Here is a 23140-nt window from a genome sequence, read left to right on the forward strand (position 1 = left end):
ACGATAATTTAACAAATTTCGCACCTTGCAATTTTCCGAATCGGGTCAACCTGTTGAAAAATATGGCAAAAGACAACGAAGAAAGATTTTTCGTTTCTTATCTGCGAAAATTCCAATTTTCAGACTCGTATTTATTTTCAGCCAATTCCTTTACATAACTTAATTGCGATGGAGATAATTCATACGCTTTTAGATTGATATTCAAGCCTTCTTCAAACCCCGATTTAAATGCGTTTTTTGCTTCTTCCAATGTAATCCTTCTGCTGCTAATTTCATTTATAGCCACGGCCTTTGACTTAAACGCTTTTTGCATCCGTTCTTTCACCCGTTCATTCGGATATTTAAACAGGCTGAAAAGCTTATCTTCATCAAGGTCGAGCAGGATGGATCCATGCTGAAGTATAATACCTTTTTGCCTAGTTTGAGCGCTCCCTGCAACCTTCCTGCCTTCGACCACGAGCTCGTACCAGCTTGGAGCATCGAAACAGACGGAAGACCGAGGATTCTTTAGGGCGCTTTTTTCTTCATCCGTCCTTGGCACTGCAAAATACGCTTCAAGACCAAGGTTCTGAAATCCCCGTAATATCCCCTCGGAAATAACTCTATAAGCTTCTGTTACTGTATTTGGCATCATATGATGGTCTTCTGTCACAATGACGCTGTACGTTAATTCATGCTCATGAAGTACCCCTCTGCCTCCAGTTGGCCTGCGGACGAATCCCAATCCATGCTCGTTAACCGCATCCATATCGATTTCTTTTTCGTATTTTTGGAAATATCCTATTGATAATGTAGCGGGCGACCACCCGTAAAAACGAATAACTGGCGGAATTTCCCCTCTGCTGTGCCAATCAAGCAATGCTTCATCTAGCGCCATGTTGAAAGACGGCGAACCGTCTCCTGAGTCTATATAACCCCATGTTTCTTTCTCCATCTCGCAACCCCACTTATCGTTTATTACCTACTCGCGATAATTAGTCTACCAAAACTAGTTTTAAAAGCAAAGCAGCTTGTCTAAAAGGATATAATTACAAAATTCATTCTCCATTCTATTTCCCTTTGCCCTCGAGCCCAATCACTTATATAATAGTAGTTGTCTTTAGTTAGTTTGAAAGGAGAAATAATTTTGGATACAATTTACTTTTTACTGATTTTATCCGGTGCATTTCTTGTCTATTCCATCTTCATTTTTTTCTACCAGCGTCGGATTGTTAAGACCCTGACCGAAGAAGAATTCAAAGCAGGTTACCGGAAAGCCCAATTAATCGATGTCCGTGAACCTAATGAATTTAATGCAGGCCATATTCTTGGGGCAAGAAATATTCCGATGTCCCAGTTAAAGATGCGGACGAAAGAAATCCGCCCGGACAAGCCAGTGTATCTCTATTGCCAAAGCAGCACAAGAAGCGGTCGTGCAGCACAAATGCTATACAGGAAGGGATATCGTGACCTTTACCAGCTTCAGGGCGGCTTTAAGAAATGGGCCGGAAAAGTAAAAGCAAAATAATCATGGTTTTTGTACTAGACACTAATCTGCTGATTATAGAAGGGGCTATGCCAAAAGTACCGATCTTTTGGAAGCCTCTTTTTAATCAGCTTTTTTGTGCTTCTGACTGCAAACGATATATTAATATGCAAAAAAAGGGGTCGCTCAAAAGGGAAAATAAATTCACCTTTTGAGACGACCTCATTCTTTTTTTAGGCTTTCTGATATCTTAAAATCGGTTTCCTTGCTGCAGTTGCCTCATCCATTCGGCCTACAACCGTTGTATGCGGAGCTTCCTGGACGATTTCGGGGTTTTCCTCCGCTTCCTTTGCTATTTGGATCATAGCATCGATAAAGCTGTCTAAGGTTTCCTTGGATTCCGTCTCTGTTGGCTCAATCATGATACATTCCTCCACATTAAGCGGGAAGTAGATGGTAGGAGGATGATACCCAAAGTCAAGAAGCCTTTTGGCAATATCAAGGGTTCTGACCCCGAGTTTCTTCTGGCGTTTTCCGCTCAATACAAATTCATGTTTGCAATGCCTGTCAAACGGTAGATCGTAATGTTCTGCGAGCCTGCGCATCATATAGTTCGCATTAAGCACAGCGTACTCTGTCACCGCATTAAGTCCATCCGGTCCCATGCTTCGGATATAAGTGTACGCACGAACATTAATGCCGAAGTTACCATAATAAGGTTTGACACGACCAATGGATTGAGGCCTGTCATAGTCAAGGACAAAGCGACCGTCTCTCTTATCCACCAATGGCTTCGGCAGGAATGGGATTAGGTCTGCTTTAACTCCGACAGGACCAGAACCAGGACCACCACCGCCATGCGGGCCTGTGAAAGTCTTGTGGAGATTCAAGTGAACTACGTCGAATCCCATGTCCCCTGGGCGCGCCTTCGACAATACGGCATTCAAGTTTGCTCCGTCGTAGTACAGCTTACCGCCTGCTCCATGAACAATCTCGGCCATTTCTAAAATATTCTCTTCAAACAGCCCAAGTGTGTTTGGGTTCGTCAGCATCAATGCCGCAGTATCTTTGCCGACAACCTTCTTCAAATCTTCCAGATCCACAAGACCATTCTCATTGGATTTAACAGTAATTGTTTCAAACCCTGCAACTGTAGCCGAGGCCGGGTTAGTACCATGAGCGGAATCTGGAACGATTACTTTCGTCCTTTCACTATCACCATTCGCTTCGTGATAAGCCCTGATCATCATCAAGCCTGTCCATTCGCCGTGTGCCCCTGCTGCTGGCTGAAGGGTAACTTCGTCCATTCCCGTAATTTCTTTCAAGTGCTGCTGCAGGTCATACATCAATTCAAGGGCTCCCTGAACTGAGCTCTCATCCTGGAGCGGATGGATATGTGCAAATCCATTATAGCGAGCGACCGTCTCATTAATTTTCGGATTATATTTCATCGTACAGGAACCAAGCGGGTAGAACCCGGAATCGACACCATGATTCCGTGTAGACAAAGCAGTATAATGGCGCATGATATCAAGTTCAGATACTTCCGGAAGATTCGGTTCTTCCACTCTGATGAATTGTTCCGGAACAAGGTCATTTAACTCCATCTCAGGAATATCCATTTCAGGTAAGCTGTATCCTATTCTTCCTGGACTAGTGATTTCAAAAATCAGCGGCTGGTCTTCCTTATGCATGACAATCCCCCATTTCCTTCACGAAAACATCAATTTCTTCTTTAGTCCTCATCTCTGTTACCGCAACCAACATATGCTGCTCCAATTCAGGGTAATCCCTTCCAAGGTCATAACCGCCGATGATTCCTTTATCTAAAAGCTCTTCGTTAATTGCTTTAACAGGACGATTCAACTTGACTACAAACTCATTAAAGCTTGGACCGTCAAACGCTAATTGAAATCCGTGCTCTTGGAAGACCTTTTTTGCATAGCATGCCTTTTGGATGTTAGCGAGAGCCATCTCGCGTACCCCTTTCTTCCCTAATGCTGTCATTGCCACAGAGGCCGCAAGCGCGTTTAACGCTTGATTGGAACAAATATTGGACGTCGCCTTGTCGCGGCGGATATGCTGTTCCCTTGCCTGAAGAGTAAGTACAAAACCTCTGCGTCCCTGGTCATCCTTTGTTTGTCCAACAAGGCGGCCTGGCACTTTTCTCATCAGCTTGGAAGTAACAGAAAAGTATCCGCAATGAGGTCCCCCGAATGCTGCCGGAATACCGAAAGGCTGTGCATCCCCAACAACGATATCAGCACCAAACTTTCCAGGAGGCGTTAATGCACCAAGGGAAAGAGGGTTACTCGAAACAATGAACAACGATTTTTCACTGTGGATGATTTCCTCAAGCTCTGCCATTGGTTCCAGTCGGCCGAAGAAATTCGGATATTGTACGATCACACCAGCAATATCCCCGCTCATTTTCTCTTTGAGCACTTCGATATCCGTCACTCCATCGTGATGCGGTATTTCTTCCACCTCGATATATTGCCCTTTTGCATATGTCCTGACAACAGCTTTTGCTTCAGGATGTACAGCAGCTGAAATGAGAATTTTCTTCTTTCTTGTATGTCCAGCACTCAGCATAGCTGCTTCAGCCAGAGCTGTTCCTCCGTCATACATAGAAGAATTGGCCACTTCCATGCCTGTCAGTTCACAAATCATTGTCTGGAATTCAAAAATCGCCTGCAGTTCTCCCTGAGAAATCTCTGGCTGGTATGGAGTGTATGCAGTATAGAACTCAGAACGAGAAATCACATGGTCTACGATTACAGGCATATAATGATCATATACACCTGCACCAAGAAAGGATGCATGAGTTCTCAAATCTGCATTCTTTCCTGCCATCCTTGCAAGTTCCTTGGCAAGGGATGGTTCGGGGCTTGCAGGCTTGATATTGTATTCCCCTTTGAACCTGACTTTCTCCGGAATATCACTGAATAGTTCATCGATTGACGATACTCCAATAGCTTCAAGCATGGAGTTTTTATCACTTTCGGTAAGCGGAAGGTAGCGATGCTTCATCATTTTTCCCTCTTTCTCGGTTTATTGCTTTTCCCGTTTATAAAATGGAGTCTTTACTGTCACTGCCTTTAACTGTTTACCTCGGATTTCCACTTCTACTTCGGTTCCGATTGCCGCAAACTCTGAGTCTAGCAGGACAAGTCCAATGTTCCTTTTCAATGTTGGCGATTGCGTGCCTGTTGTCACCTCACCGATAACCTTACCTTCTTTATATACAGGATATCCGTGACGCGGTATTCCCCGATCAATCATTTCAATCCCGACAAGCTTTCGCGGAACCCCATTTTCTTTTTGGCTGTTAAGCGCTTCTTTTCCAATGAAATCATCTTTTCCTAGCTTAACTGCAAACCCGATACCTGCCTCAAGCGGACTAATGCTTTCTGAAAGCTCCTGGCCGTATAGTGCAAGGTTTGCTTCGAAACGCAAGGTGTCCCTGGCTCCTAGCCCACATGGCTGTACACCTGCATCTTTTCCAGCTTCAAGAATCTTTTTCCATAGAAAAGCCGCATCTTCCGGACGGCAATAAATTTCAAAACCGTCTTCACCAGTATAGCCTGTCCTTGATACAAGCGCTTTTTTACCGACGATATCCACTTCTTCCTTGAACTTAAAGAACCCGATTTCTGCCAGGTTCTCATGGGTCAGCCTCTGTAAAACTTTTTCTGCTTCCGGTCCTTGAAGCGCAAGCTGTGCTGTTTCATCTGAAACGTTCTTAAGCTCGACATCATCAGTAAGCTTGGATTCCATCCACTGGAAGTCCTTTTCGATATTGGAAGCATTTACAACAAGCAAATAATCATCCTCGGCAAGCTTATAGATTAGAAGATCATCCACAGTGCCACCGTTTTCGTAGCACATTGCTGTGTATTGAGCACCTCCCACCTTCAGACGGGAAACATCGTTCGTCATTAATTTTTGCAAATAAGCGAGACTTCCTGCACCTTTCACTTCGAATTCTCCCATATGCGAAACATCAAATAAGCCTGCCTTATTTCTGACAGCATGATGTTCCTCTTTGATTCCGGAAAATTGGACAGGGAGTTCCCATCCTCCGAAGTCAATCGTCTTTCCCCCATACTCGCTGTATAAATCCAACAGCGGTGTTCGCTTCAAATCACTCATTTATGTATCCCCCTTTTACTTTTTGCTTGCGACTGACCCATGGTACAAAAAAAGGACAGAAGACCCCCTTTAACTTATTAAATGGGTCTCTGTCCTGGCACCTGAAAGTTTTACCTTTTAAAAGGCTTTCCCCTTTGGTGGCTCCCTTAAAAGGAGCTCTCTCCAGAGTCGCGTCCTGCAAGAGTACTTTTGCCTGAGAGATTCACATACCTGCTTGCTCCTTCGGCGCTACAAATGTAGTCTCTCCCCTTGCGCTCATCCGCATTATTATTTTCATTTCGGGCATGCTAAGCGAGATTACTTTAAGAAATTCGACGCAATGTGACAAATTTCTAAACATTCTAAGCTATCTACATCCTATCATTAAACAATGTTATTGGGCAATATATTTTAGACTGAAAGGGTGTGCAAAATGAAAGCTAGCATTGCTTTTGACTTTTCCTGGGATGAAGGCCTATTCGAAAGAATTTCGAAAGATGGACCTTGGTCGAATTGGGAACTATATAAGCTCGCAGTAGAAGCGGAAAAACTGTCGATTATTCCAGAATTCGAAGGCTTGCAGGCGCCTGTCAGGCTTCCGCAGCTTACCCCTCTTCCGCACCAGCTTGAGGTTGCTAGGCGAGTGGTCGAAAACATGAATGGCAAAGCTATCTTAGCTGATGAGGTAGGACTTGGGAAAACGATTGAGGCTGGTCTCATTCTTAAAGAATACATGATACGCGGACTTGTGAAGAAAGCACTGATTCTTGTCCCTGCTTCACTTGTTTCTCAGTGGACATCTGAACTGAACAGCAAGTTTTATATACCAGCAGTTGCCCAGAGAAAAAGCTATGTATGGGACCAATGCGATATAGTCGTGTCTTCGATTGACACAGCAAAACGAAACCCGCATCGTGACCTCATTCATAAGCAGGATTACGACATGATTATCATCGATGAAGCTCACAAGCTAAAAAACAGCAAAACAAAAAACTATGAATTCGTTCAAAGCTTAAAAAAGAAATTCTGCCTTTTACTAACCGCAACACCAATACAAAATAAAATTGAAGAAATATTTAACCTTGTATCTCTCTTGAAACCTGGCCACCTAGGAAACGAAGAAGCTTTCTTTGACAGGTACAAAAAAGCATCGCGATCCGTGCATGATGATGAACATTTGCGGGAGCTTGTCAATAAGGTCATGATTCGGAACCGCAGGGGAGATACGGGGATAGAGTGGACAAAACGGATTGTCAAAACCATTCCAATCGAATTCTCGAAAGAAGAAAAATCGTTATATGAAGCTATCTCCACTCTTAGAAGTGGAACAGGAAGGCTTGAATCCAATCAATTTTCGCTTATTACATTGCAGCGTGAAGCCTGCAGCAGTAGAGAGGCGGTCTATTTCACCTTAAAGAATATGCTCGGTCGCAAGGATCAAAACTCCCAATTATACGAGGAACAGATCCATAAGCTGATCAAGATAATTGAAGAGATCAAAGTGAATTCCAAAGCCGAAAAAGCATTAGAGCTAATAGAGCGAATTGGGGATAAGGTGATCATTTTCACGGAGTATAGAGCTACACAGCTTTATCTGCAGTGGTTTCTTAGGCAGCATGGAATCACATCTGTGCCTTTCAGGGGGGGCTTTAAGCGAGGAAAAAAAGACTGGATGAGAGAACTATTTGAAAAGAAAGCTCAAGTGCTCATCGCGACGGAAGCTGGAGGTGAGGGTATTAACCTTCAGTTCTGCAGTAATATCATTAACTTCGATCTCCCATGGAATCCAATGCGGCTTGAGCAGAGGATTGGCCGAATCCATCGTCTTGGACAAAAAAAGGACGTCATGATTTATAATTTCGCTATAAAAGACACAGTCGAAGAACATGTACTAAAGCTTCTCTATGAAAAAATTGAACTGTTCGAAAAAGTCATCGGTGACTTGGATGATATCCTGACAAGACTGAGACTCGGGAGTATCGAGGAACATTTAGCCGATATTTTCGGACAATCGCTTTCAGAAGGAGAAATGAAAATAAAGCTAGAGAACTTGTCCGCATTGTCCAGAATTACCGCGGATCAATAAGGAGGAAAAATGGTATGCAGCAACACGAAATCCAGGATTTCCTTTTGCGGTATTTTTCTGCAAACAGCTGCGAACTTGAAGAAAATCTTTCCGGAAAAATTACTGTACAGCTTACGGAAGAAATTGATCGAGAGTTGATGAACCGCCCTTTTTATTGGCACTATCTTGAAAAAACAGGCGGAGTGGCGCAACCGATGAAACTGACTCTCATAACAGATAGAGATGCTTTCCCTGAGGAAAAGGGGGAATTCATTCATTATGGTTCTCCCCGTCTCCATCAATTATTTTCATCAACAAAAAAACTGGCAGGCTATATTCGGCTTTATCAGCAAAACGGAGCATTGCCTGATAGGCAAACTCCTCTATTTCCCTGGCTTTGTATAAACTTTAAAATCAGCTATAAATGCGACAGAAAGAGAGACGTTTATCAATCCATCGGGTTGCAGTTAATTAACGGAAGAATGGTGCAGGGTTTTCACGAAAAGATGCTGTCTTTATCTCTTACACCCAAAATCCCCGATTATTCTTTTACGCTGTCACCATTAATCCTTCCTAAAAGCGGGATGATGAGAATTCAAAAGCAACTTACCGAGTCTATTGAAAAAGAGGATCACTCGTGGGCAGAGGCTGCGCGAAAGCGCTGGCAGAAAGACCTCGATTTGCTGCTTCATTTTTATGAAGGAAGGGAAGGAACTGAAACAGGCATAGAAAACGAAAAAGAGGCGCTGAAGGAGCAGTATGAACCAAAAGTTCTTATTTCCGTCATTAATGGAGGGCTGTTCTACCTCACTGAGAATGCAGTGAAATAAAAATAAGCCGGGCTAAATCCCAGCCCGGTTATCTACCTTTTTTCCTGAACCTCTCTATGATCAAAATAGGTGCAGGTCCAAACCACCGATAAAGGAAAGGAAGCTTTGCATCTTTGTGCTTCTTCTTGCTTTCCTTCCTCCTGTCCTTTGGTTGGTCCAAATATTTAACAGCAGTTTCTGTCAAGTATTTAATATATTCATTTGTTTTCAATCCCGTCACCTCAACAACCATTATGCCCTGGCAAACAGTTCTGTAAACGGCTCTGTATCACGCTTGCAATTTCATCCGGTTTGCATTCAGTTGTATCCACCATAAAATTCGCTGTATTTAGATAGAGTGACAGCCTTTCCATATATAAACCCGCAATTTTATTTTCCTCATTCCCTTTAAGTAGGGGTCGTGTATCATCTTCTTTTAATCTTTTCTTTATTTCCTCAAGCTCTGTGTGGAGATATACGATGATACCACGTTCTTTCATGCATAACCGGTTCTTTTCCGACAGGACTATTCCACCGCCAGTTGCAATGATGGCATGATCTTTTGGAAGCAACATTAAAGCAGACGTTTCCATTTCCCTGAAAACAGCTTCGCCATCCTCCATAAATATCGTATTGATGCTTTTGCCAGAACTCTTTACTACTTCTTCGTCTGTGTCAAAATAACGGACGCCGAGGCGCTTTGCGAGCAAGCGTGCCACCGTCGTCTTCCCTGCCCCCATGAATCCCGTCATGTAGATTGCCTTCATGATCATTCTCCTGTCAATTCTTTTCATACCATTTTATCATTACTTTTTTCGATTTGTCATAATGAGCAATAGCATACAGTACCTCCCCTGTATTCATTCTAAGGGTAAAAGAAAGGGAATCAACAGTAGAAGAAATCGGTTCTACCTTATATTCAGCCTTTCCCTCACGAAAGGCCATTTCCCCTTTCCCTTTAAGGCTTCCCTCTGCAGCCAGCTCTTCCACCGTCTTCAGCATGGACAAAAAATAATATTCTTGTAAGTATATCTTCTCTGATTCGATAATCATCATCTTCTCTTGGCGGAAAAGACCAACATGTAAAAGAAGGAACATACAGAAAAAAAGTAGCAAACAAAAGGTGATAGGATAAATGAAGCCATCTTCTTTTTTCATACCCCCGCACCTGCTGAAAGAAATGGCATTAGCCTCGATCCGTATTCCTTTTGCCAAATATCTCTTAGGGCAACCACGACGCTATGACCATCACTTGTAAATCTAACTTCACGAACATTCTGCAGCATGATTTCATGACCCTCATTGTTAACCCGCCTCCTGATGTTACTCCCATACTTCTCATATAGAATTGTATCGCTTCCTTTCTGGATGAGTAGCTTCTCCTTTTGCGCGATGATCAGGAAGCCTGTCCTGAATTCTCTTTTTAACTGGCTATTGAACACCTCCCATTCTAGTGTTTGGATTTTCCTGTCCGCAACGCCCTCCTGTAGGACGATACCGATTGCAGAAGGCAGCAGAGAAACAATAATCAAGAAACATGTCAGCGCGAGAAGTGTTTCCGCGAGCGTGAAACCATGTTCATTCGACAGGCCTGCAAATTTCCCTTTTGTTTTTTCCTTGGCCGACATACTGTGCACATACCTCCTTTGATATTCCTGGTCCGGGTTTTACGCTGAGTTTATATTCGACTCCATTTAATGAAACACGATAATTGTCCCTTTCTGTTCCCTTTGATTTCATCCAGAGCATCTCCTCGTAAACAAGCCGTACTGCTTCATGCTCCTCGGCAATTCGTTCGTTTTCCCCCAATATAAACATGGCTAGAGGAAGAAGAAATGAGGCAGCAATGAGCCATGTTAATAAGGCTAACAAGAGCTCTGCAAGGAAAAACCCCTCATTTTTCCACAACATATACTCGTCCGCTCCCTATTGTGAATGTCATCCGCAAAGCTTTATTTCCAATAAATACATACATCGAACCGAAGCGATTGACATTGCCATCCGGCATATATTGAAAGTAGCTTGGCATTGTAACAGGCGATATTGTTACATTACTGGAATATTCCCGGTGATAGAAAGATCCGCTCTCTCCTGTCCTGCGAATATAGTAAGTGTGGGAAGAAGGCATAATATTGACCGATACGATTTGCTGGTGAGATATAGCGGCCTGTTGAGCAAGAAGTAAATCGCTTCTGAAGTCAGACATAAAGAGGGTTTTTTCCATTAGATAAAACGAAGGTTTCATAATGAGGAATCCAGCTGAAAAAATAATCATTGCGATGGATAGGACGAGCAGCATCTCGATTAGTGTAAATCCACCTTGGCTTTCATGCTTCACGGCGAAACTTCACTTACTTCACTCACTTCTCCTGTCGACGAAATAGTAATCTTGCCGCCGCCAGGACAACCTGCTGAGCCATCTCGTAAATAGCCTTCTGTCTTAAGCTCCTCCACCGAAACAGGAAGTCTTTTTTTATCTATCTCAAAAGCTTGAACTTGAGCCTCTACCATTTTGATATAGGCCTGGCATCCTTTTTTATTGATGTTGGAGTTGTGCTTTGTAATATTCGGCACTGTAATAATAAGTAAAACCGAGATGACAAGCAGGACAATCATCATTTCAATAAGGGTAAAACCTTCCTCATTTTTCAATTCAATCACTCTCCTACAATTTTAAATTCCTTCTATAAGTTTGAACATTGGCAATAAGATCGCAAGATACAGCGAAATAATTAACAGCCCGATAAAGCTATAAAGGACAGGCTGAATGACCCTCATTCCTTTTTCGGTACGCTCTTCGATTATAGCGAGGCAATGTCTGCTGTAAAAAAACAGTTCTTGGCCAAGCCTCCCATTTTCCTGTCCAAGCTTGACAACCCTGCATAACTCTTCTTCCAAAAAAGGAAACTCTGAAAGAGAGGTGCTAAATTCCTTTCCATCCGTGAGCATCTGCTCAATCGCTATGCCGACTTCTGCAGAAAAAGACTCCGTTTTATCCTTCCGGAAAATTTCCATTACTTCATATACGGACAATCCACCGGAAAATAAGTAACTTAGCTGAGTGGAAAAGGATTGGGTATATAAAAGCTTCAATATCTTGCCTGCTACAGGGATGCGAACAAGCTTTTTTCTTTGCTGTATCGAGGGGAGTTTCACGAAGTACAACCGAAAATAGAGCACGAATGCGATTAGACAGACGACTAATCCGTAGAATATGACAGGGAGAAGGTCTCCAAGGAAATATATGATTCTCGTGAATTTCGCCTGTTCAACATCCATGCTATCGTAAAGCGAAGTAAACTTTGGGAGCAGCGTTTTGTCGACAAAGAAAAAGAGGACAAAAGTCAGCGCAGCAAGAAAAAGGGGGTACGCTGCAAGCCTTTGTAGCCGGCGAAAATCTTCCAGCCGCTTCATGACCATCTGACTTCCATCTTTTAACGCTTCTGCAAGATCTCCATGCTGTTCTGCAAAATAAACATAACTAACAAGTACTCGCTTAAAACCAAGTTCACTGAGCGCCTGATGGAATGAGTATCCTTCATTCAAATCAGCAATCACTTTAGCTAACTGTTCCTTCCTCGCTTTTTCTATATAGGAAGCAATGGAGTGTATTGCTTCAGCTAGGGAGTAGCCCCTCGTTAGAAGTTCACCAATGCGTTTCAGGAAGTATGCCTGTTCTGCTGCTTTCCATTCATTCCTCCATTTCATCCAGAACCCACCTTTGATACTCTTGTTTTTTAATGAACCCAAGGGCGATTCCCTTTGCAATGTGATGGCCCAATGACATAAAGTTCGATGTGTTCGGAACTTCAAGACCCTTTGACTCAAGAATAGCTTGTTTCAATTGATCCCCTGCTAAAAATTCAAAGACACTTCCCCTTTTCGGTCTACCCATCCCATAGCATTGGGGAGAACATACATCCCCACAATAAGGACAGGATAATTCAACTAGCCGCTGTGCTGTGGAAGCTATCATCGTCTGTTCGATCTCCTGATGCGTAATGCCGAACTCCAGAAGCCTGTAAATCGCTCCTTTCGCATTCCGAGTATGCATGGTCGTCAGAACAAGGTGGCCGGTTAAAGCTGCTCTGACTGCGATATGGGCTGTTTCAGCATCACGGATTTCCCCAATTAAGATAATATCCGGGTCATGGCGAAGAATCGCTTTTAAACCTGATGCGTAAGTAATACCAGCCTTTTCATTCACTCCAACTTGAAGGACTGTATCGCTCTCTTTCTCAACAGGATCTTCTATAGAAATGATATTTTTTCCTGCTATAAGGGAAGTTTCCGAGAGAAGAGAATAGAGGGTTGTCGATTTTCCGCTTCCGGTTGGACCAGTGAGAATAATCAAACCGTTCGCACATTTCAAAAGGGAGGCAAGCTTGCATGAGGTTCCGGGAAACAGTGATAGCTTATAGACTGGGATCTTTTCCTGACTATAGAGGAGACGAATTACCATGCTCTCACTCCCATTTGCAGGAAGAGTGGAAATCCTCAGTCCGATTTTTTTGCCATTGTGAAGGAAGGAATATGCACCGCTTTGCGGTCGTCTTCTGTCTCCAATATCCATGGAAGCAGTAAATTTGAAGTGTGCGAGGAGCCTCTCAAAGGCATGTTTTTTCAATGAAGGACCAGTAGTCAGGTTGTTGCCGACCCTGAATCTGACAAGGCCAGCATTTTGTTGGGGAATGATGTGGAGGTCTGATGCACCCTTTTGCAGTCCAATCATAAGGAGGGAATCTGCAAGGTTACGAATTGTACTCTCAATACGAATCACCGCCTTTCTTTTTCAACTTAAAAGGTTCGACTGCACGGTAGAATAACCTGCTAACTTTCGGTCTAACCTTTGACAAATTAGTGACAACTACAAATGTTGCATAAATGATGTTTACATTTTCAGTTTGCGATTTCTTTCAATGATAAGTTCATTAATTCGCCAATTAGTTGTGAACATTTTCTAAACATATAGTGTTTACAGTAGAAACCCGTATTCACGTACTAGGAGCTGTATTATAATAAAGGAAATTATAGTTTCCAGAGGTGAAATAAGTGGAACAGACATTAAAAATTACAAGTGTTTTATCCGATCCCACACGCTATTATATTTATCAATATATAACCAAACGCCATAAAGACGTAACGGTACAAGAAATAGCAGAGCACTTTGACATTCACCCAAACGTTGCAAGGCTGCATCTTTCTAAACTTGAAGATGTTAACATGCTCGTCTCCGAAACAAAAAAAACTGGAAAAGGCGGCCGTCCAAGCAGACTTTATCGTCTATCAGAAGACGTCATCCAGCTCAACTTCCCATTTAGGGATTATCAGCTTTTATCAAAAATTACAATGACGTCGATGATGTCGTTAGGTGAAGCAGGCAAAAAAGCATTGTACCTGACAGGAAAGCGTTTCGGCTCAGAGCTGATCGACCAAGAAATTGCCCTGCACCCACATGTTTCAGAAATTCTCACCTTTGAGCAAAAATTAAATATCATTAAGAGTGCTGCCACAATCGCAGGATTTTATCCAGAGTTTGAAATGAATGAGGACAAAACAAAAATTTACTTCCAAATTTTCAACTGTCCCTTTAAGGAAGTTGCCATTGACCACACCGAAACTGTTTGCGGCATGCATGCCGAGTTTCTTCGCGGGATGTTCGAATCCCTCTTTGGAGAAATTGAATTAGTTGAAAAACAAAATCTGGTTAAAGGCTGCGATTCATGCAGTTACCAGGCAATCATTGCACAATAGGTTTACAATTCCCTCCTTTGTATCTTATAATATTTAAGTGATGGTCTCATAAGGGTAAAAGGAGGGATGGCTTTGGACCGGATGTACAGGGTTTTAGGCTTCTGGACAGGAATTTTCGCGATTATGTTTTTCTTAGGGGATATGTATACGACTTCCCTGATATTCTTCGGCCAGACAGGATTCTTCTTGTTGCTTAGCTACTTGAAGTTATCCGAGCGTATGTATATTTATGTCTTTGGCGCATACTTAACGATTTTCTTTGCAGGTTTTACTTACTGGACAACCTTCATGATGGTGCCGGGTGCCGGAGGGCATTGATTATTAACTTCACAGCAAAAAAGCGATGGTTTACTCCATCGCTTTTTTGCTGCCCGGAAGACCATTGGATAGTCCAAGTCCCTTCTCCTGCACGATTACATGAAAATAAGGACTGATACCACCAGGCATGACAAGACTTCGTATCGCTCTATTGCGGCGGCTAGTTTCCGAGAAAGGGTTGGGGTCATAACACTCCGCCAGTTCATCCAAAATGCCGATTTCCAAAAAGAACCTATCCTGCGGGAGAATTTCAAGGAAGTGCATCCCGCATTCTTCCCCTTTGGAGATAAGCGCATCAAAATGAACATGACTTGTGATATCCATATCGCCAGGATGCCGCAGAACATTCCTCACCATCGAATGGTTCTCATACCCTCTTAAGCTTCCATCCATTCTCTCAGGCTCCATCCAATCAGCTTTCCGGTAGCCATAGTCCGCTGTTACGATGATGCTCGCAGCTAGTGCATGTGAAATAGACTCCGTCATTCTTAGCATAGCTAAAGGTATTTCCATCCTTTGACCTTCCGCTAGCTCATAACCTTCCTTCATTAGGAAGGATTTCACTTCATCATCACAGAGTGGGACAAGTACTTCCTCAAGAATCCGCTTTTCACCATTCACTCCTACCATCACTTCCATGAGAGATCCACCCTCATTTTTTACCACTCGTACAGGGAGAGCATCAAATAGCTCGTTCGAAAAAAACAGTCCGCTAAATTTTTGGATATCGCTCATTGAGTCAAAAAAAGAAACGTGATGATAGGCATCAAGAAGGCTTCTTTGAAGATTTTGATGATAGGGACTTGCTTCTACCAAAATATACGTTAGCGTATTTTCTGAATACTTTTTCCATCCGTCAAGAAAAGCTTTAGCAAATCTGCCGTTGCCCCCGCCTAGTTCGCATACTGCCGCAGGAATGCCTAGTTCGCTACATAAACCTGCATACCATTTCGCCATTATGTTTCCGTATATATCAGAGAAATTGCTTGTGGTGATATAGTCTCCATCACGGCCGATTTTCGCTTTCTCCGCCATATAATAACCATATTCAGGGTGATAAAGTGCTTGCTCCATATACTCTGCATAATTTATCAAGCCGCCATGGCGCTTTTTAATCATTTTTCTAATGAATGCTTCCATTGTGTCCCCTGTCATAATCAAAATCCGTTCAAATAAGGATTCCGGTCGACTTCTTCCAAGATAGTAGTTGTCGGTCCATGTCCCGGGAGGACTGCCGTTATTTCATCAAGCACAAGAAGTTTTTCATGGATGCTCTGCAACAGCATTTGGTGATTACCACCTGGCAGGTCCGACCTCCCTATGCTCTTGGAAAACAGTGTGTCACCAGATACGACAAAATCACTATCTGGAAAATAAAAGGATACACTTCCTGGCGAATGCCCTGGTGTTTCCTTGATCATAAATTTAAACTGGCCAATTTCCATTTCTTTTTCTTCAGCAATGATGTAGTCAGCAGGCTTGATTCTTACAAGACTCCCCATCATAAAAAACTGCGAGCCATTCAATGATGGATCAAAAAGCCATTTCGCTTCTTTCTCGTGCAAGTATACAGGAATGCCGTATTTTTCCCGCAATTCATCTACCGCACCAATATGGTCAAAATGCGCGTGGGTCAACAGGATGGCAATTGGCGTTAATTCCTTATCCTCTAGGAAGGTGAAAATTTTTCCTGCCTCTTCTCCAGGGTCAATCACAAGACATTCCTTATTTGGGGCAAAAATGATATAACAATTCGTCTGAAGAGGCCCTAACGGAAGCTGGCTCCATTTCATCATTTCTACTCAACTCCTCAAAAGTAGTACTCATAATATTATTCTACACTATTACAGCCAAGGTTTTAAGGAACGTTTTCCCATTCCTTAAATGATTACTTCTCGACAAATCCAGCAAACAACGCTAAAATAGTATGGAATGTACTTTTATGTCTACATAACAGGCTTTTTTAGCCTGCTTAACATCGGACAAAGGGGGCTATATCATGGGATTGGTCATTATTTTTGCCATTGTCACCATTCTATCAGCAGTTGGAACATTCTCCGCACTTAAAAACAAAAATGTTCTTGGAATCGTTTTTGGCGGAGGGTCATTGGCTATCTTCGGATGGTTCACCGTCATGACTATTGTGTATAGCGGATTTCCTACTGCACATTGATTGACAAGGTTAAAGGGCATTATAAAGCCCGGACAAAATGCTGTTTCCTCTTGGAAGCAGCATTTTTTATGGATTCGATTTTACCTCAATCAACGGTTCGGTATCCTTTTTCTTTATATTTAGCAACTTCTCAAGGTTATACCCTGTAAGGCAAAAGGAACCGGAAAGCGAACAGGACAGCGGCTCGTTTGATTCTAGCTCCAACATCTTTCTCTGTTCCTTTGTCTTCATGTTATATTCCATTAGATGAAAACCTTTATCATAATAATCGGCTTCTCCGCTTTCCTTTGGAGATAGATAACGGAATAATTCCTTCTCCTCATTATAATCATAGTAAGGGACAACCCACCCGGAAAAATTAGAAAGCTGAGGAACCTTAATATTAGCAATTCTTTTCTGCTTATTATCATATAATTGATATTCAGCAATTCCAGGCTCATTTAGGTAGGGTGTTACAGCCAAGAAAAAATTTTTCGCCGCGTCCGCATAGTAGACAGCAGGAAGCAGCTCTTCCTTTTCTTTAGAAGAGGGCACCAACTTCACAACGGGGGCTGACAAAGATGGACTGTCTTTGTCCCAATCAAGGAAAACAAGTTCTTCTTTGTTTATCCACCAGGAAAATGGCTGCGGCATGCTTACCGGTTGCAAGTCCTTTTTCTCAACATCGAGCAAATAGCTTTTATAATTCCACGATTCGTCAAAAGCGGTAAACATAATGTTATTTTCGTCATACTGGTTCCACTCATAGGCAAGTTCAGTAGATCCTATCTTCCCTTTATATTGAATATCTCCATCAAGGTCTATTACTGTCACAATACTCTCATATGTGGAAGGAGCGGAGTGGATAAGAATACGACTCCTGGACGGGCTAATAGTGATGCCAGCGATGGGCTCTTCACTGGCAGTTAACAGTTCCATTCTGCCAGTCCGTAAATTATAGCTGTACACATTATCACTTTCTCCCATACCGGTATAGAAAAGAATCGTCTCAGCATTGAGCCAGCCCACAGCTTTGTTGAACTCCCCTTCAAAATCCTTGATTGGCAAAACAGGTTCATATTCCATTTTCTTTTCTTGACCAGTTTTCGGCTTACCTTCTGTTTCTTGAGGTACCGCTTTTTCACATCCCGAAAAACTTGCTGCAAAAGCAAGCACTGCAGCAAATAAAAGTAATTTTTTACCTTGGGCAAATCTGTTTAACATCGCCGCTTTTGCACCGCCTTTCTCCACATCAATATCATTACGTCCTTCTCGATTAAATGTTTCAAAAAGGAAAGATTTTATCAAAACTTCTCCCTAGCATTGGAAAAAGCTTGCGCCTAACGCGCAAGCTTTAATTATTTTTTACCGGTAATCTCTTCATGAGATCCGTTAGGGTGTCCGTAGAATCTCAGCAAGTCTCCATAAATAATTTTATCGGAGTAGTCTAGCTCATTCTTTGCTTTCTCTATAAGCGGCTTGCATGCTTCTGAATCTGCAGCAGGTTCTCCTGTCGCTTTATCATAACATGTTTCCCTTGTATAGACATAGTCCTTCGTAATGAAACTGCCATCCCTAAGTATTGCAAAATCAGGACGGTCCTTTGCAAAAATGTCTGTGCCAAATTCCAAGTCGCTGGCAGTTTCTATTCCAAGAAGATGCAAGATGGTTGGCTTCAAGTCGATTTGCCCTGAAACAGTAGAAAGCTTACCGCCTTTTTGACCCGGGATATGGATGATAAGTGGCACCCGCTGCAACTGTGCAGAAACGAATGGGTTCACTTCTGTTCCTAAGTATTCAGACATTGCTTTATTATGATTCTCGGATATTCCGTAATGGTCTCCATACAGAATAATAACGGAATCTTTGTAAAGACCTTCTTCTTTCAGTTTCTCGATAAACATTTTCAATGCTTCATCCGTATACCGGACAGTAGTAAAATAATTGTTTACCGTTTTATCATCCGAAGTATACGGATCGATAAGTTTGTCTTCTTCCTCCAGTTCAAAAGGAAAATGATTCGTCAAAGTGATAAACTTTGCATAGAACGGCATCGGCATCTCTTTCAAATGCTGTACAGACTGTTCAAAAAAGTCTACATCCTTCATTCCCCAACCAACAGAGTTGCTTTCATCTACTTGATAATCTGGCAAAGAATAAAACCGCTTATAGCCAAGTGATTTATACATGATGTCTCTATTCCAAAAACTTTTGTTATTGGCATGAAGGGATGCGGTAAAGTACCCTTTTTCACTTAATATTTTCGGTGTGGCGTTATATTTGTTTCCTGAATGAGTAAAAAAGACAGCTCCCCTGCTGAGCGGATACAGTGAGTTTTCGACAATGAACTCGGAATCAGAGGTTTTTCCCTGCCCTGTCTGGTGGTAAAAGTTATCAAAGTAATAACTTTCTTCTATAAAATCATTGAGGAATGGCGTTATCTCCTGGCCGTTCACTGTATTGTTGATGACAAAATTTTGTGTCGACTCCATTGAAATGAGAATGATATTCTTGTTCTTCGCTATCCCGAACATTTCTCCATTAGGCTTTTTGTGGTTTGCGCGAACATAGTTATCAATTTCAGCAAGTTCACTCCCATCGGCCAGTGCTCGCTGGGCGGATGACTTGGATTGCAAGAATGCATCATAGAGATGATAACTGTACGTTCCAATATTTTTTACAAGCATTTCCCTGTCAAATGTTCTTGTCAATAGCTGCGGGCGCTCTGCTTCTGCCATGCCCAAATTAAAGAAAGCAACAGCAGCTGCAAACAAGAAATACGCACGGCGCCCAACCCTTGAATAGACAGGGTACTTCATAAATGAAGGGCTCAGTTTCAGCAAAAGCATGAGGATGATGAAATCAGCGAAGTAAAAGAGGTCCGTAAAATTGATAAGCTCATTCACACTGCTTCCCAGATCGCTCATATTGCTTGTTTGGAACAATACAGGTATTGTTAGGAAGTCATTGAAAAACCGGTAAAATACAACGTTCGCAAACAAGATAGCAGACACACCGAAACTCATCCACAGTATGTACCGCTTTTGATGCTTTTCCTTCATAAATAGGCTAAAGCCGAATACGATGAGTAAAAAGCTTAAAGGGTTGATGAAAAGTATCATTTCTTGCCTGACATTTTCGATTTTAATTTCAAAACTAGTTTTATAGACAATATACGTCTTGATCCAAAGCAAGATGACTGCGATAGTAACAAAAGACACTTTGGACAATTTCCACGACTTCATTTCAAACGTACCTCCCTGTTATAAATAACAGAAACGGAAATTTTAAGCAAATTACCTTCCTGAGAATCAAAAACAATCTTAATACTTTTTTTACAATAAAGCAATTATTTACAAAAATTCTTAAGAAATATCTGGTTTCCTTTCCAGTATAAACGCCCCTAAGATTATAGACGTTCTTAAAACAAAAAGGTTTCAGGCATGGCCAAATTTCTCCAATAAGGTGTTTGGAAAAAAAGCAACAGCAACATTCCATTAAAAAAAGGGCTACCCAAAATACCAATAGGCCTAGGGTACCCTTTTAAACCACAAAACAATCTTATAAATTCGATAATTGCTCACGAATCAGCATTCCCGCCCCGATTACACCAGCATCATTGCCGAGCATTGCTGGTGATAGCGCCGTCGAGCGTGCCACTCTCGGAAAGGCATATCGAGTAAAATGATCCCTTAACGGGGCAAACAGGATATCTCCTGCCCTCGAAACGCCTCCCCCGATGACTATCTTATCAGGATTAAGCGTATTTGCAATATTAGCAAGTGCAATCCCTAAATGAAAGGAAACTTTCTCCACTACTATAGCTGCTAAAGCGTCTTTGTTCCTTGCCGCGTCGAAAACATCCTTTGCTGTTACAAACCCTCTATCTTCAAATATTTCCGAAAGCTCACAAACCTGATCGTTTTTCAAGAGAAGTTCATGTGCAAGCCTAACCACTCCTGTTGCAGAAGCAATCGTTTCAAGACAACCGTTTTTTCCACAATTACACGGCGCCCCTCCATCCGGCAGCGAAATGATATGACCAATTTCTCCAGCAGCGCCGCCCTTTCCATGAACAATTTTCCCTCCAGTAATGACACCGCCGCCTACGCCTGTCCCAAGCGTCACACAGACTAGGTCAAGAGCACCTTTCCCAGCTCCTCTCCACATCTCGCCAAGTGCTGCACAGTTTGCGTCGTTATCAACTAATACTGGAAGCGACAGCGTCTCCATTAATATCGATCCAAGGGGAAAAGCACTTTTCCAGCCGAGATTGACCGCCTCCGATATAACACCTGTCTCCGGATCAGCAGGACCTGGAGCTCCAACCCCTATCCCCACAATCCTGTTCTTTTCCAGTCCTGTCTCTTCCAATTTGTTATGGATAGATTGAGCAATCTGTACAGGAATGTCCCTGCCTTCGTGCTCTTTATCGGTCAAAACTTCCCATTGGAGTAGGATCCGCCCTTCCCAATCTAGTACGGCCAGCTTGATGCTCGTACCACCGAGATCAACACCAACTAGTAATTTATCCTCCATCCTCTTTTCACCCTATCCCAGTTACTCTCTTTTTTCTCTCTCAAGCCTAATTGTATGCCTAAGCAGCAATAATGCAGTCTGGAATTCCCTCGTCTCGATGAGCTGCGACTGGTGGAGCTCCTTAAGTTCGTCTTCCATTAATTCGAGGTCGGCAACCCTATCACCAACATAGATGATTGTTCCGAACCTTTTCAGGAATTGCTGTACATCGTAAATCGTTTTCATGTAATCTCCCTCAGCTCTGACTCCTTAATTCATTGCTTCTCGGATTAAGTATAATCGATAGCCTTCCCGCTCTCAAGTACAGAATAGCTCTAGTCAACGGTCGGGATCCTGAGGCCTTAGTACCGGCGGACGTTTGTTCTTAAGAGGAATAGGCGCTCTAATGATAACGTCCCGGAATGAACGATAGTTGAATGGAAGGAACGGCCAGAGATACGGAATTCCGAAAGTTTTCATACATACTAGCAATAGAAAAAATCCCGTGATACCAACAACATAACCAAAAAGCCCGAACAAAGCAGTCACTGAGAGCAACGCGATTCTTGTGAGTCTATTTGCCAATCCAAGCTCATAGCTAGGGGTTGCAAATGTGCCAATTGCTGCTACAGCAAGATACAGGATTACCTCATTCGTTAATAACCCTACTTCAACTGAGACCTGGCCAATCATCAGCGCAGCTATAAGGCCCAATGCTGTCGCTAGCGAGGTAGGCGTATGGATAGCCGCCATTCGAAGAACATCAATTCCTAATTCTATAATTAGAAATTGCAGGAACAGCGGAATATGCCCTGGATCATTCGGACCGATGTAAGAAAGGGTTTTTGGCAGCATCTCAGGGTGTGCCGCAAATAAATACCAAAGAGGGAGTACAAAAATTGATGCCCATACCGCAAGAAACCTTACCATCCGCAAGTAGGCTCCAACTAGCGGCTTATTGCGATACTCTTCTGCATGTTGTAGATGATGCCAGAAAGTAGCAGGTGTGATGATCACGCTTGGTGAACCATCAACAAAAATGCATATATGACCTTCATAAAGGTGAACAGCAGCAGTATCAGGCCGCTCTGTATAACGAACTACAGGGAAAGGATTCCAGTGTCTTCCGGAAATAAATTCTTCAATCGTTTTTTCCGCCATCGGAAGGCCGTCCGTATCAATTTTTCTCAAGGATTTCTTCGTCTGTTCTACCATATCCGGATCAGCAATATCCTCTATGTAGCAGACCACGATATCTGTTTTTGATCTTCTTCCAACTTGAAGATACTCCATACGCAGCGTCCTGTCCCTTATACGCCGCCGCGTAAGCGCAGTATTAAACACGATTGTCTCTACAAAACCATCGCGCGCTCCCCTGACCACCCTTTCCGTATCAGGCTCTTCGGGTCCTCTGACAGGGTATGTGCGTGCATCGATGAGGATGATTTCCTTTATTCCATCCACCACGAGCGCAGTTGGTCCTGCCAGTACGGTATCGGCTACCTTATCTAAATCATCAGATGTCTCAACTTCCACATATGGCAAATACGTTTTTAGCAGTTTCTTTAACACATCTGGCTGAAGCTTGTCCTTTTCCAACTTTGCTAAAAGCTTCATTAAATGCAGAAGAATGTCATCTTTAGCAAAACCATCAACAAGGAACATTGCCATTTCTCTTCCTGCATATTCAGCATCCACTTGTACAATATCAAAGCTTTTTCCTACTCCTAGAGCTTCCCTAAGAAAATCGACATTTTTCTTCAGGTTTTCCTCAACAGGATTTTTAATAGAAGAATCCATGATCCACCTCAATTTAACCGTCTTCAACTCCATTTCTTCTTCCATCATAGACATTCCCGCGGCTTATCATACATCTTGGTATGTACCCGAGATGGCTTGCATATATTTTCATTAAGAATCAGAAG

General features: G+C 42.6%; 26 protein-coding genes and 2 riboswitches. Of the genes, 6 read left to right on the top strand and 20 right to left on the bottom strand.

What is annotated here, in order from left to right; all coding sequences use genetic code 11:
* Positions 1-97 precede the first annotated feature (97 nt).
* The gene (locus tag BQ5796_RS10020; protein ID WP_071460104.1) at positions 98-934 is read right to left on the bottom strand and encodes a lipoate--protein ligase family protein; all 837 of its coding nucleotides are present in this window, start codon (positions 932-934) and stop codon (positions 98-100) included.
* 201 nt (positions 935-1135) lie between these two features.
* On the opposite strand from BQ5796_RS10020, the gene BQ5796_RS10025 reads away from it, so the two are divergent.
* Positions 1136-1507, top strand: a complete 372-nt coding sequence (locus BQ5796_RS10025) for a rhodanese-like domain-containing protein (RefSeq protein WP_200792911.1) — start codon at positions 1136-1138, stop codon at positions 1505-1507.
* Positions 1508-1698: 191 nt separating this feature from the next.
* Here the strand turns inward: BQ5796_RS10025 and gcvPB are convergent, their stop codons facing one another.
* The 3 genes from gcvPB to gcvT are packed head-to-tail and all read right to left on the bottom strand — an operon-like array spanning position 1699 to position 5620.
* Positions 1699-3159, bottom strand: a complete 1461-nt coding sequence (gene gcvPB, locus BQ5796_RS10030; protein WP_071460106.1) for an aminomethyl-transferring glycine dehydrogenase subunit GcvPB — start codon at positions 3157-3159, stop codon at positions 1699-1701.
* Entirely contained in the window at positions 3152-4498 is a 1347-nt protein-coding gene (gene gcvPA, locus BQ5796_RS10035) for an aminomethyl-transferring glycine dehydrogenase subunit GcvPA (protein ID WP_071460107.1), read from the bottom strand. The genes gcvPB and gcvPA overlap by 8 nt, the downstream gene beginning before the upstream one ends.
* Before the next feature lie 21 nt (positions 4499-4519).
* A complete protein-coding gene (gene gcvT / locus BQ5796_RS10040; RefSeq protein WP_071460108.1) occupies positions 4520-5620 on the bottom strand; it encodes a glycine cleavage system aminomethyltransferase GcvT in 1101 nt (366 codons plus the stop codon).
* 87 nt (positions 5621-5707) lie between these two features.
* A riboswitch (glycine riboswitch) is annotated at positions 5708-5788 on the bottom strand.
* A 3-nt stretch (positions 5789-5791) separates the two neighbouring features.
* A riboswitch (glycine riboswitch) is annotated at positions 5792-5879 on the bottom strand.
* A gap of 153 nt (positions 5880-6032) precedes the next feature.
* Here gcvT and BQ5796_RS10045 point away from each other — a divergent pair.
* Both BQ5796_RS10045 and BQ5796_RS10050 read left to right on the top strand, forming a co-directional pair.
* Positions 6033-7685 carry a DEAD/DEAH box helicase gene (locus BQ5796_RS10045; protein ID WP_071460109.1) on the top strand — a complete coding sequence of 551 codons (1653 nt, stop codon included), beginning with the start codon at positions 6033-6035 and terminating at the stop codon, positions 7683-7685.
* Between the two features lie 14 nt (positions 7686-7699).
* Positions 7700-8494, top strand: a complete 795-nt coding sequence (locus tag BQ5796_RS10050; protein WP_071460110.1) for a YqhG family protein — start codon at positions 7700-7702, stop codon at positions 8492-8494.
* A 28-nt stretch (positions 8495-8522) separates the two neighbouring features.
* Here the strand turns inward: BQ5796_RS10050 and BQ5796_RS10055 are convergent, their stop codons facing one another.
* Genes BQ5796_RS10055 through comGA form a run of 9 tightly spaced genes read right to left on the bottom strand, consistent with a single transcriptional unit; the run spans position 8523 to position 13253 of the window.
* Entirely contained in the window at positions 8523-8726 is a 204-nt protein-coding gene (locus BQ5796_RS10055) for a YqzE family protein (protein ID WP_083413090.1), read from the bottom strand.
* The gene (locus tag BQ5796_RS10060; RefSeq protein ID WP_071460112.1) at positions 8716-9240 is read right to left on the bottom strand and encodes a shikimate kinase; all 525 of its coding nucleotides are present in this window, start codon (positions 9238-9240) and stop codon (positions 8716-8718) included. The genes BQ5796_RS10055 and BQ5796_RS10060 overlap by 11 nt, the downstream gene beginning before the upstream one ends.
* 13 nt (positions 9241-9253) lie before the next feature.
* Positions 9254-9631 carry a competence type IV pilus minor pilin ComGG gene (gene comGG / locus BQ5796_RS10065; protein WP_071460113.1) on the bottom strand — a complete coding sequence of 126 codons (378 nt, stop codon included), beginning with the start codon at positions 9629-9631 and terminating at the stop codon, positions 9254-9256.
* Positions 9628-10101: a competence type IV pilus minor pilin ComGF gene (gene comGF / locus BQ5796_RS10070; protein ID WP_083413091.1), complete on the bottom strand. Its 474-nt coding sequence runs from the start codon at positions 10099-10101 to the stop codon at positions 9628-9630. The genes comGG and comGF overlap by 4 nt, the downstream gene beginning before the upstream one ends.
* Positions 10052-10381: a hypothetical protein gene (locus BQ5796_RS10075; protein ID WP_141769932.1), complete on the bottom strand. Its 330-nt coding sequence runs from the start codon at positions 10379-10381 to the stop codon at positions 10052-10054. Before BQ5796_RS10075 ends, comGF begins: the two co-directional genes overlap by 50 nt.
* Positions 10368-10811, bottom strand: a complete 444-nt coding sequence (comGD, locus tag BQ5796_RS10080; RefSeq protein WP_083413092.1) for a competence type IV pilus minor pilin ComGD — start codon at positions 10809-10811, stop codon at positions 10368-10370. The genes BQ5796_RS10075 and comGD overlap by 14 nt, the downstream gene beginning before the upstream one ends.
* The gene (gene comGC / locus BQ5796_RS10085; protein ID WP_200792912.1) at positions 10808-11092 is read right to left on the bottom strand and encodes a competence type IV pilus major pilin ComGC; all 285 of its coding nucleotides are present in this window, start codon (positions 11090-11092) and stop codon (positions 10808-10810) included. Before comGC ends, comGD begins: the two co-directional genes overlap by 4 nt.
* Positions 11093-11146: 54 nt before the next feature.
* Positions 11147-12181, bottom strand: a complete 1035-nt coding sequence (comGB, locus tag BQ5796_RS10090; protein ID WP_071460116.1) for a competence type IV pilus assembly protein ComGB — start codon at positions 12179-12181, stop codon at positions 11147-11149.
* A complete protein-coding gene (gene comGA, locus BQ5796_RS10095) occupies positions 12165-13253 on the bottom strand; it encodes a competence type IV pilus ATPase ComGA (protein ID WP_346190291.1) in 1089 nt (362 codons plus the stop codon). Before comGA ends, comGB begins: the two co-directional genes overlap by 17 nt.
* Before the next feature lie 272 nt (positions 13254-13525).
* On the opposite strand from comGA, the gene BQ5796_RS10100 reads away from it, so the two are divergent.
* Both BQ5796_RS10100 and BQ5796_RS10105 read left to right on the top strand, forming a co-directional pair.
* Positions 13526-14227 (top strand): helix-turn-helix transcriptional regulator, encoded by a 702-nt coding sequence (locus tag BQ5796_RS10100; protein ID WP_071460117.1) that lies wholly within the window; start codon positions 13526-13528, stop codon positions 14225-14227.
* Positions 14228-14299: 72 nt separating this feature from the next.
* Positions 14300-14545 (top strand): DUF2626 domain-containing protein, encoded by a 246-nt coding sequence (locus tag BQ5796_RS10105; RefSeq protein WP_071460118.1) that lies wholly within the window; start codon positions 14300-14302, stop codon positions 14543-14545.
* 30 nt (positions 14546-14575) lie between these two features.
* Here the strand turns inward: BQ5796_RS10105 and BQ5796_RS10110 are convergent, their stop codons facing one another.
* Both BQ5796_RS10110 and BQ5796_RS10115 read right to left on the bottom strand, forming a co-directional pair.
* Positions 14576-15685, bottom strand: coding sequence for a class I SAM-dependent methyltransferase (locus tag BQ5796_RS10110; RefSeq protein WP_071460119.1), 1110 nt, complete (start codon positions 15683-15685; stop codon positions 14576-14578).
* A 17-nt stretch (positions 15686-15702) separates the two neighbouring features.
* A complete protein-coding gene (locus BQ5796_RS10115; protein WP_071461255.1) occupies positions 15703-16338 on the bottom strand; it encodes an MBL fold metallo-hydrolase in 636 nt (211 codons plus the stop codon).
* 206 nt (positions 16339-16544) lie between these two features.
* Here BQ5796_RS10115 and BQ5796_RS10120 point away from each other — a divergent pair, with 206 nt between their 5' ends.
* Positions 16545-16718, top strand: a complete 174-nt coding sequence (locus BQ5796_RS10120) for a DUF2759 domain-containing protein (RefSeq protein WP_071460120.1) — start codon at positions 16545-16547, stop codon at positions 16716-16718.
* A gap of 66 nt (positions 16719-16784) precedes the next feature.
* On the opposite strand, the gene BQ5796_RS10125 is transcribed toward BQ5796_RS10120, so the two are convergent.
* The 5 genes from BQ5796_RS10125 to BQ5796_RS10145 all read right to left on the bottom strand — a co-directional run bounded on the left by BQ5796_RS10125 (position 16785) and on the right by BQ5796_RS10145 (position 23015).
* Positions 16785-18005: a YqgU-like beta propeller domain-containing protein gene (locus tag BQ5796_RS10125; protein WP_071460121.1), complete on the bottom strand. Its 1221-nt coding sequence runs from the start codon at positions 18003-18005 to the stop codon at positions 16785-16787.
* 50 nt (positions 18006-18055) lie between these two features.
* The gene (locus tag BQ5796_RS10130; RefSeq protein WP_071460122.1) at positions 18056-19942 is read right to left on the bottom strand and encodes an LTA synthase family protein; all 1887 of its coding nucleotides are present in this window, start codon (positions 19940-19942) and stop codon (positions 18056-18058) included.
* Positions 19943-20258: 316 nt separating this feature from the next.
* Complete coding sequence (locus tag BQ5796_RS10135) at positions 20259-21236, bottom strand: ROK family glucokinase (RefSeq protein ID WP_071460123.1); 978 nt, start codon at positions 21234-21236, stop codon at positions 20259-20261.
* A gap of 21 nt (positions 21237-21257) precedes the next feature.
* A complete protein-coding gene (locus tag BQ5796_RS10140) occupies positions 21258-21461 on the bottom strand; it encodes a YqgQ family protein (protein WP_071460124.1) in 204 nt (67 codons plus the stop codon).
* Between the two features lie 93 nt (positions 21462-21554).
* A complete protein-coding gene (locus BQ5796_RS10145) occupies positions 21555-23015 on the bottom strand; it encodes a spore germination protein (protein WP_071461256.1) in 1461 nt (486 codons plus the stop codon).
* Between the last annotated feature and the right edge of the window lie 125 nt (positions 23016-23140).

The sequence above is a fragment of the Bacillus massilinigeriensis genome, assembly GCF_900111815.1.
Classification (GTDB): domain Bacteria; phylum Bacillota; class Bacilli; order Bacillales; family Cytobacillaceae; genus Mesobacillus_C; species Mesobacillus_C mediterraneensis.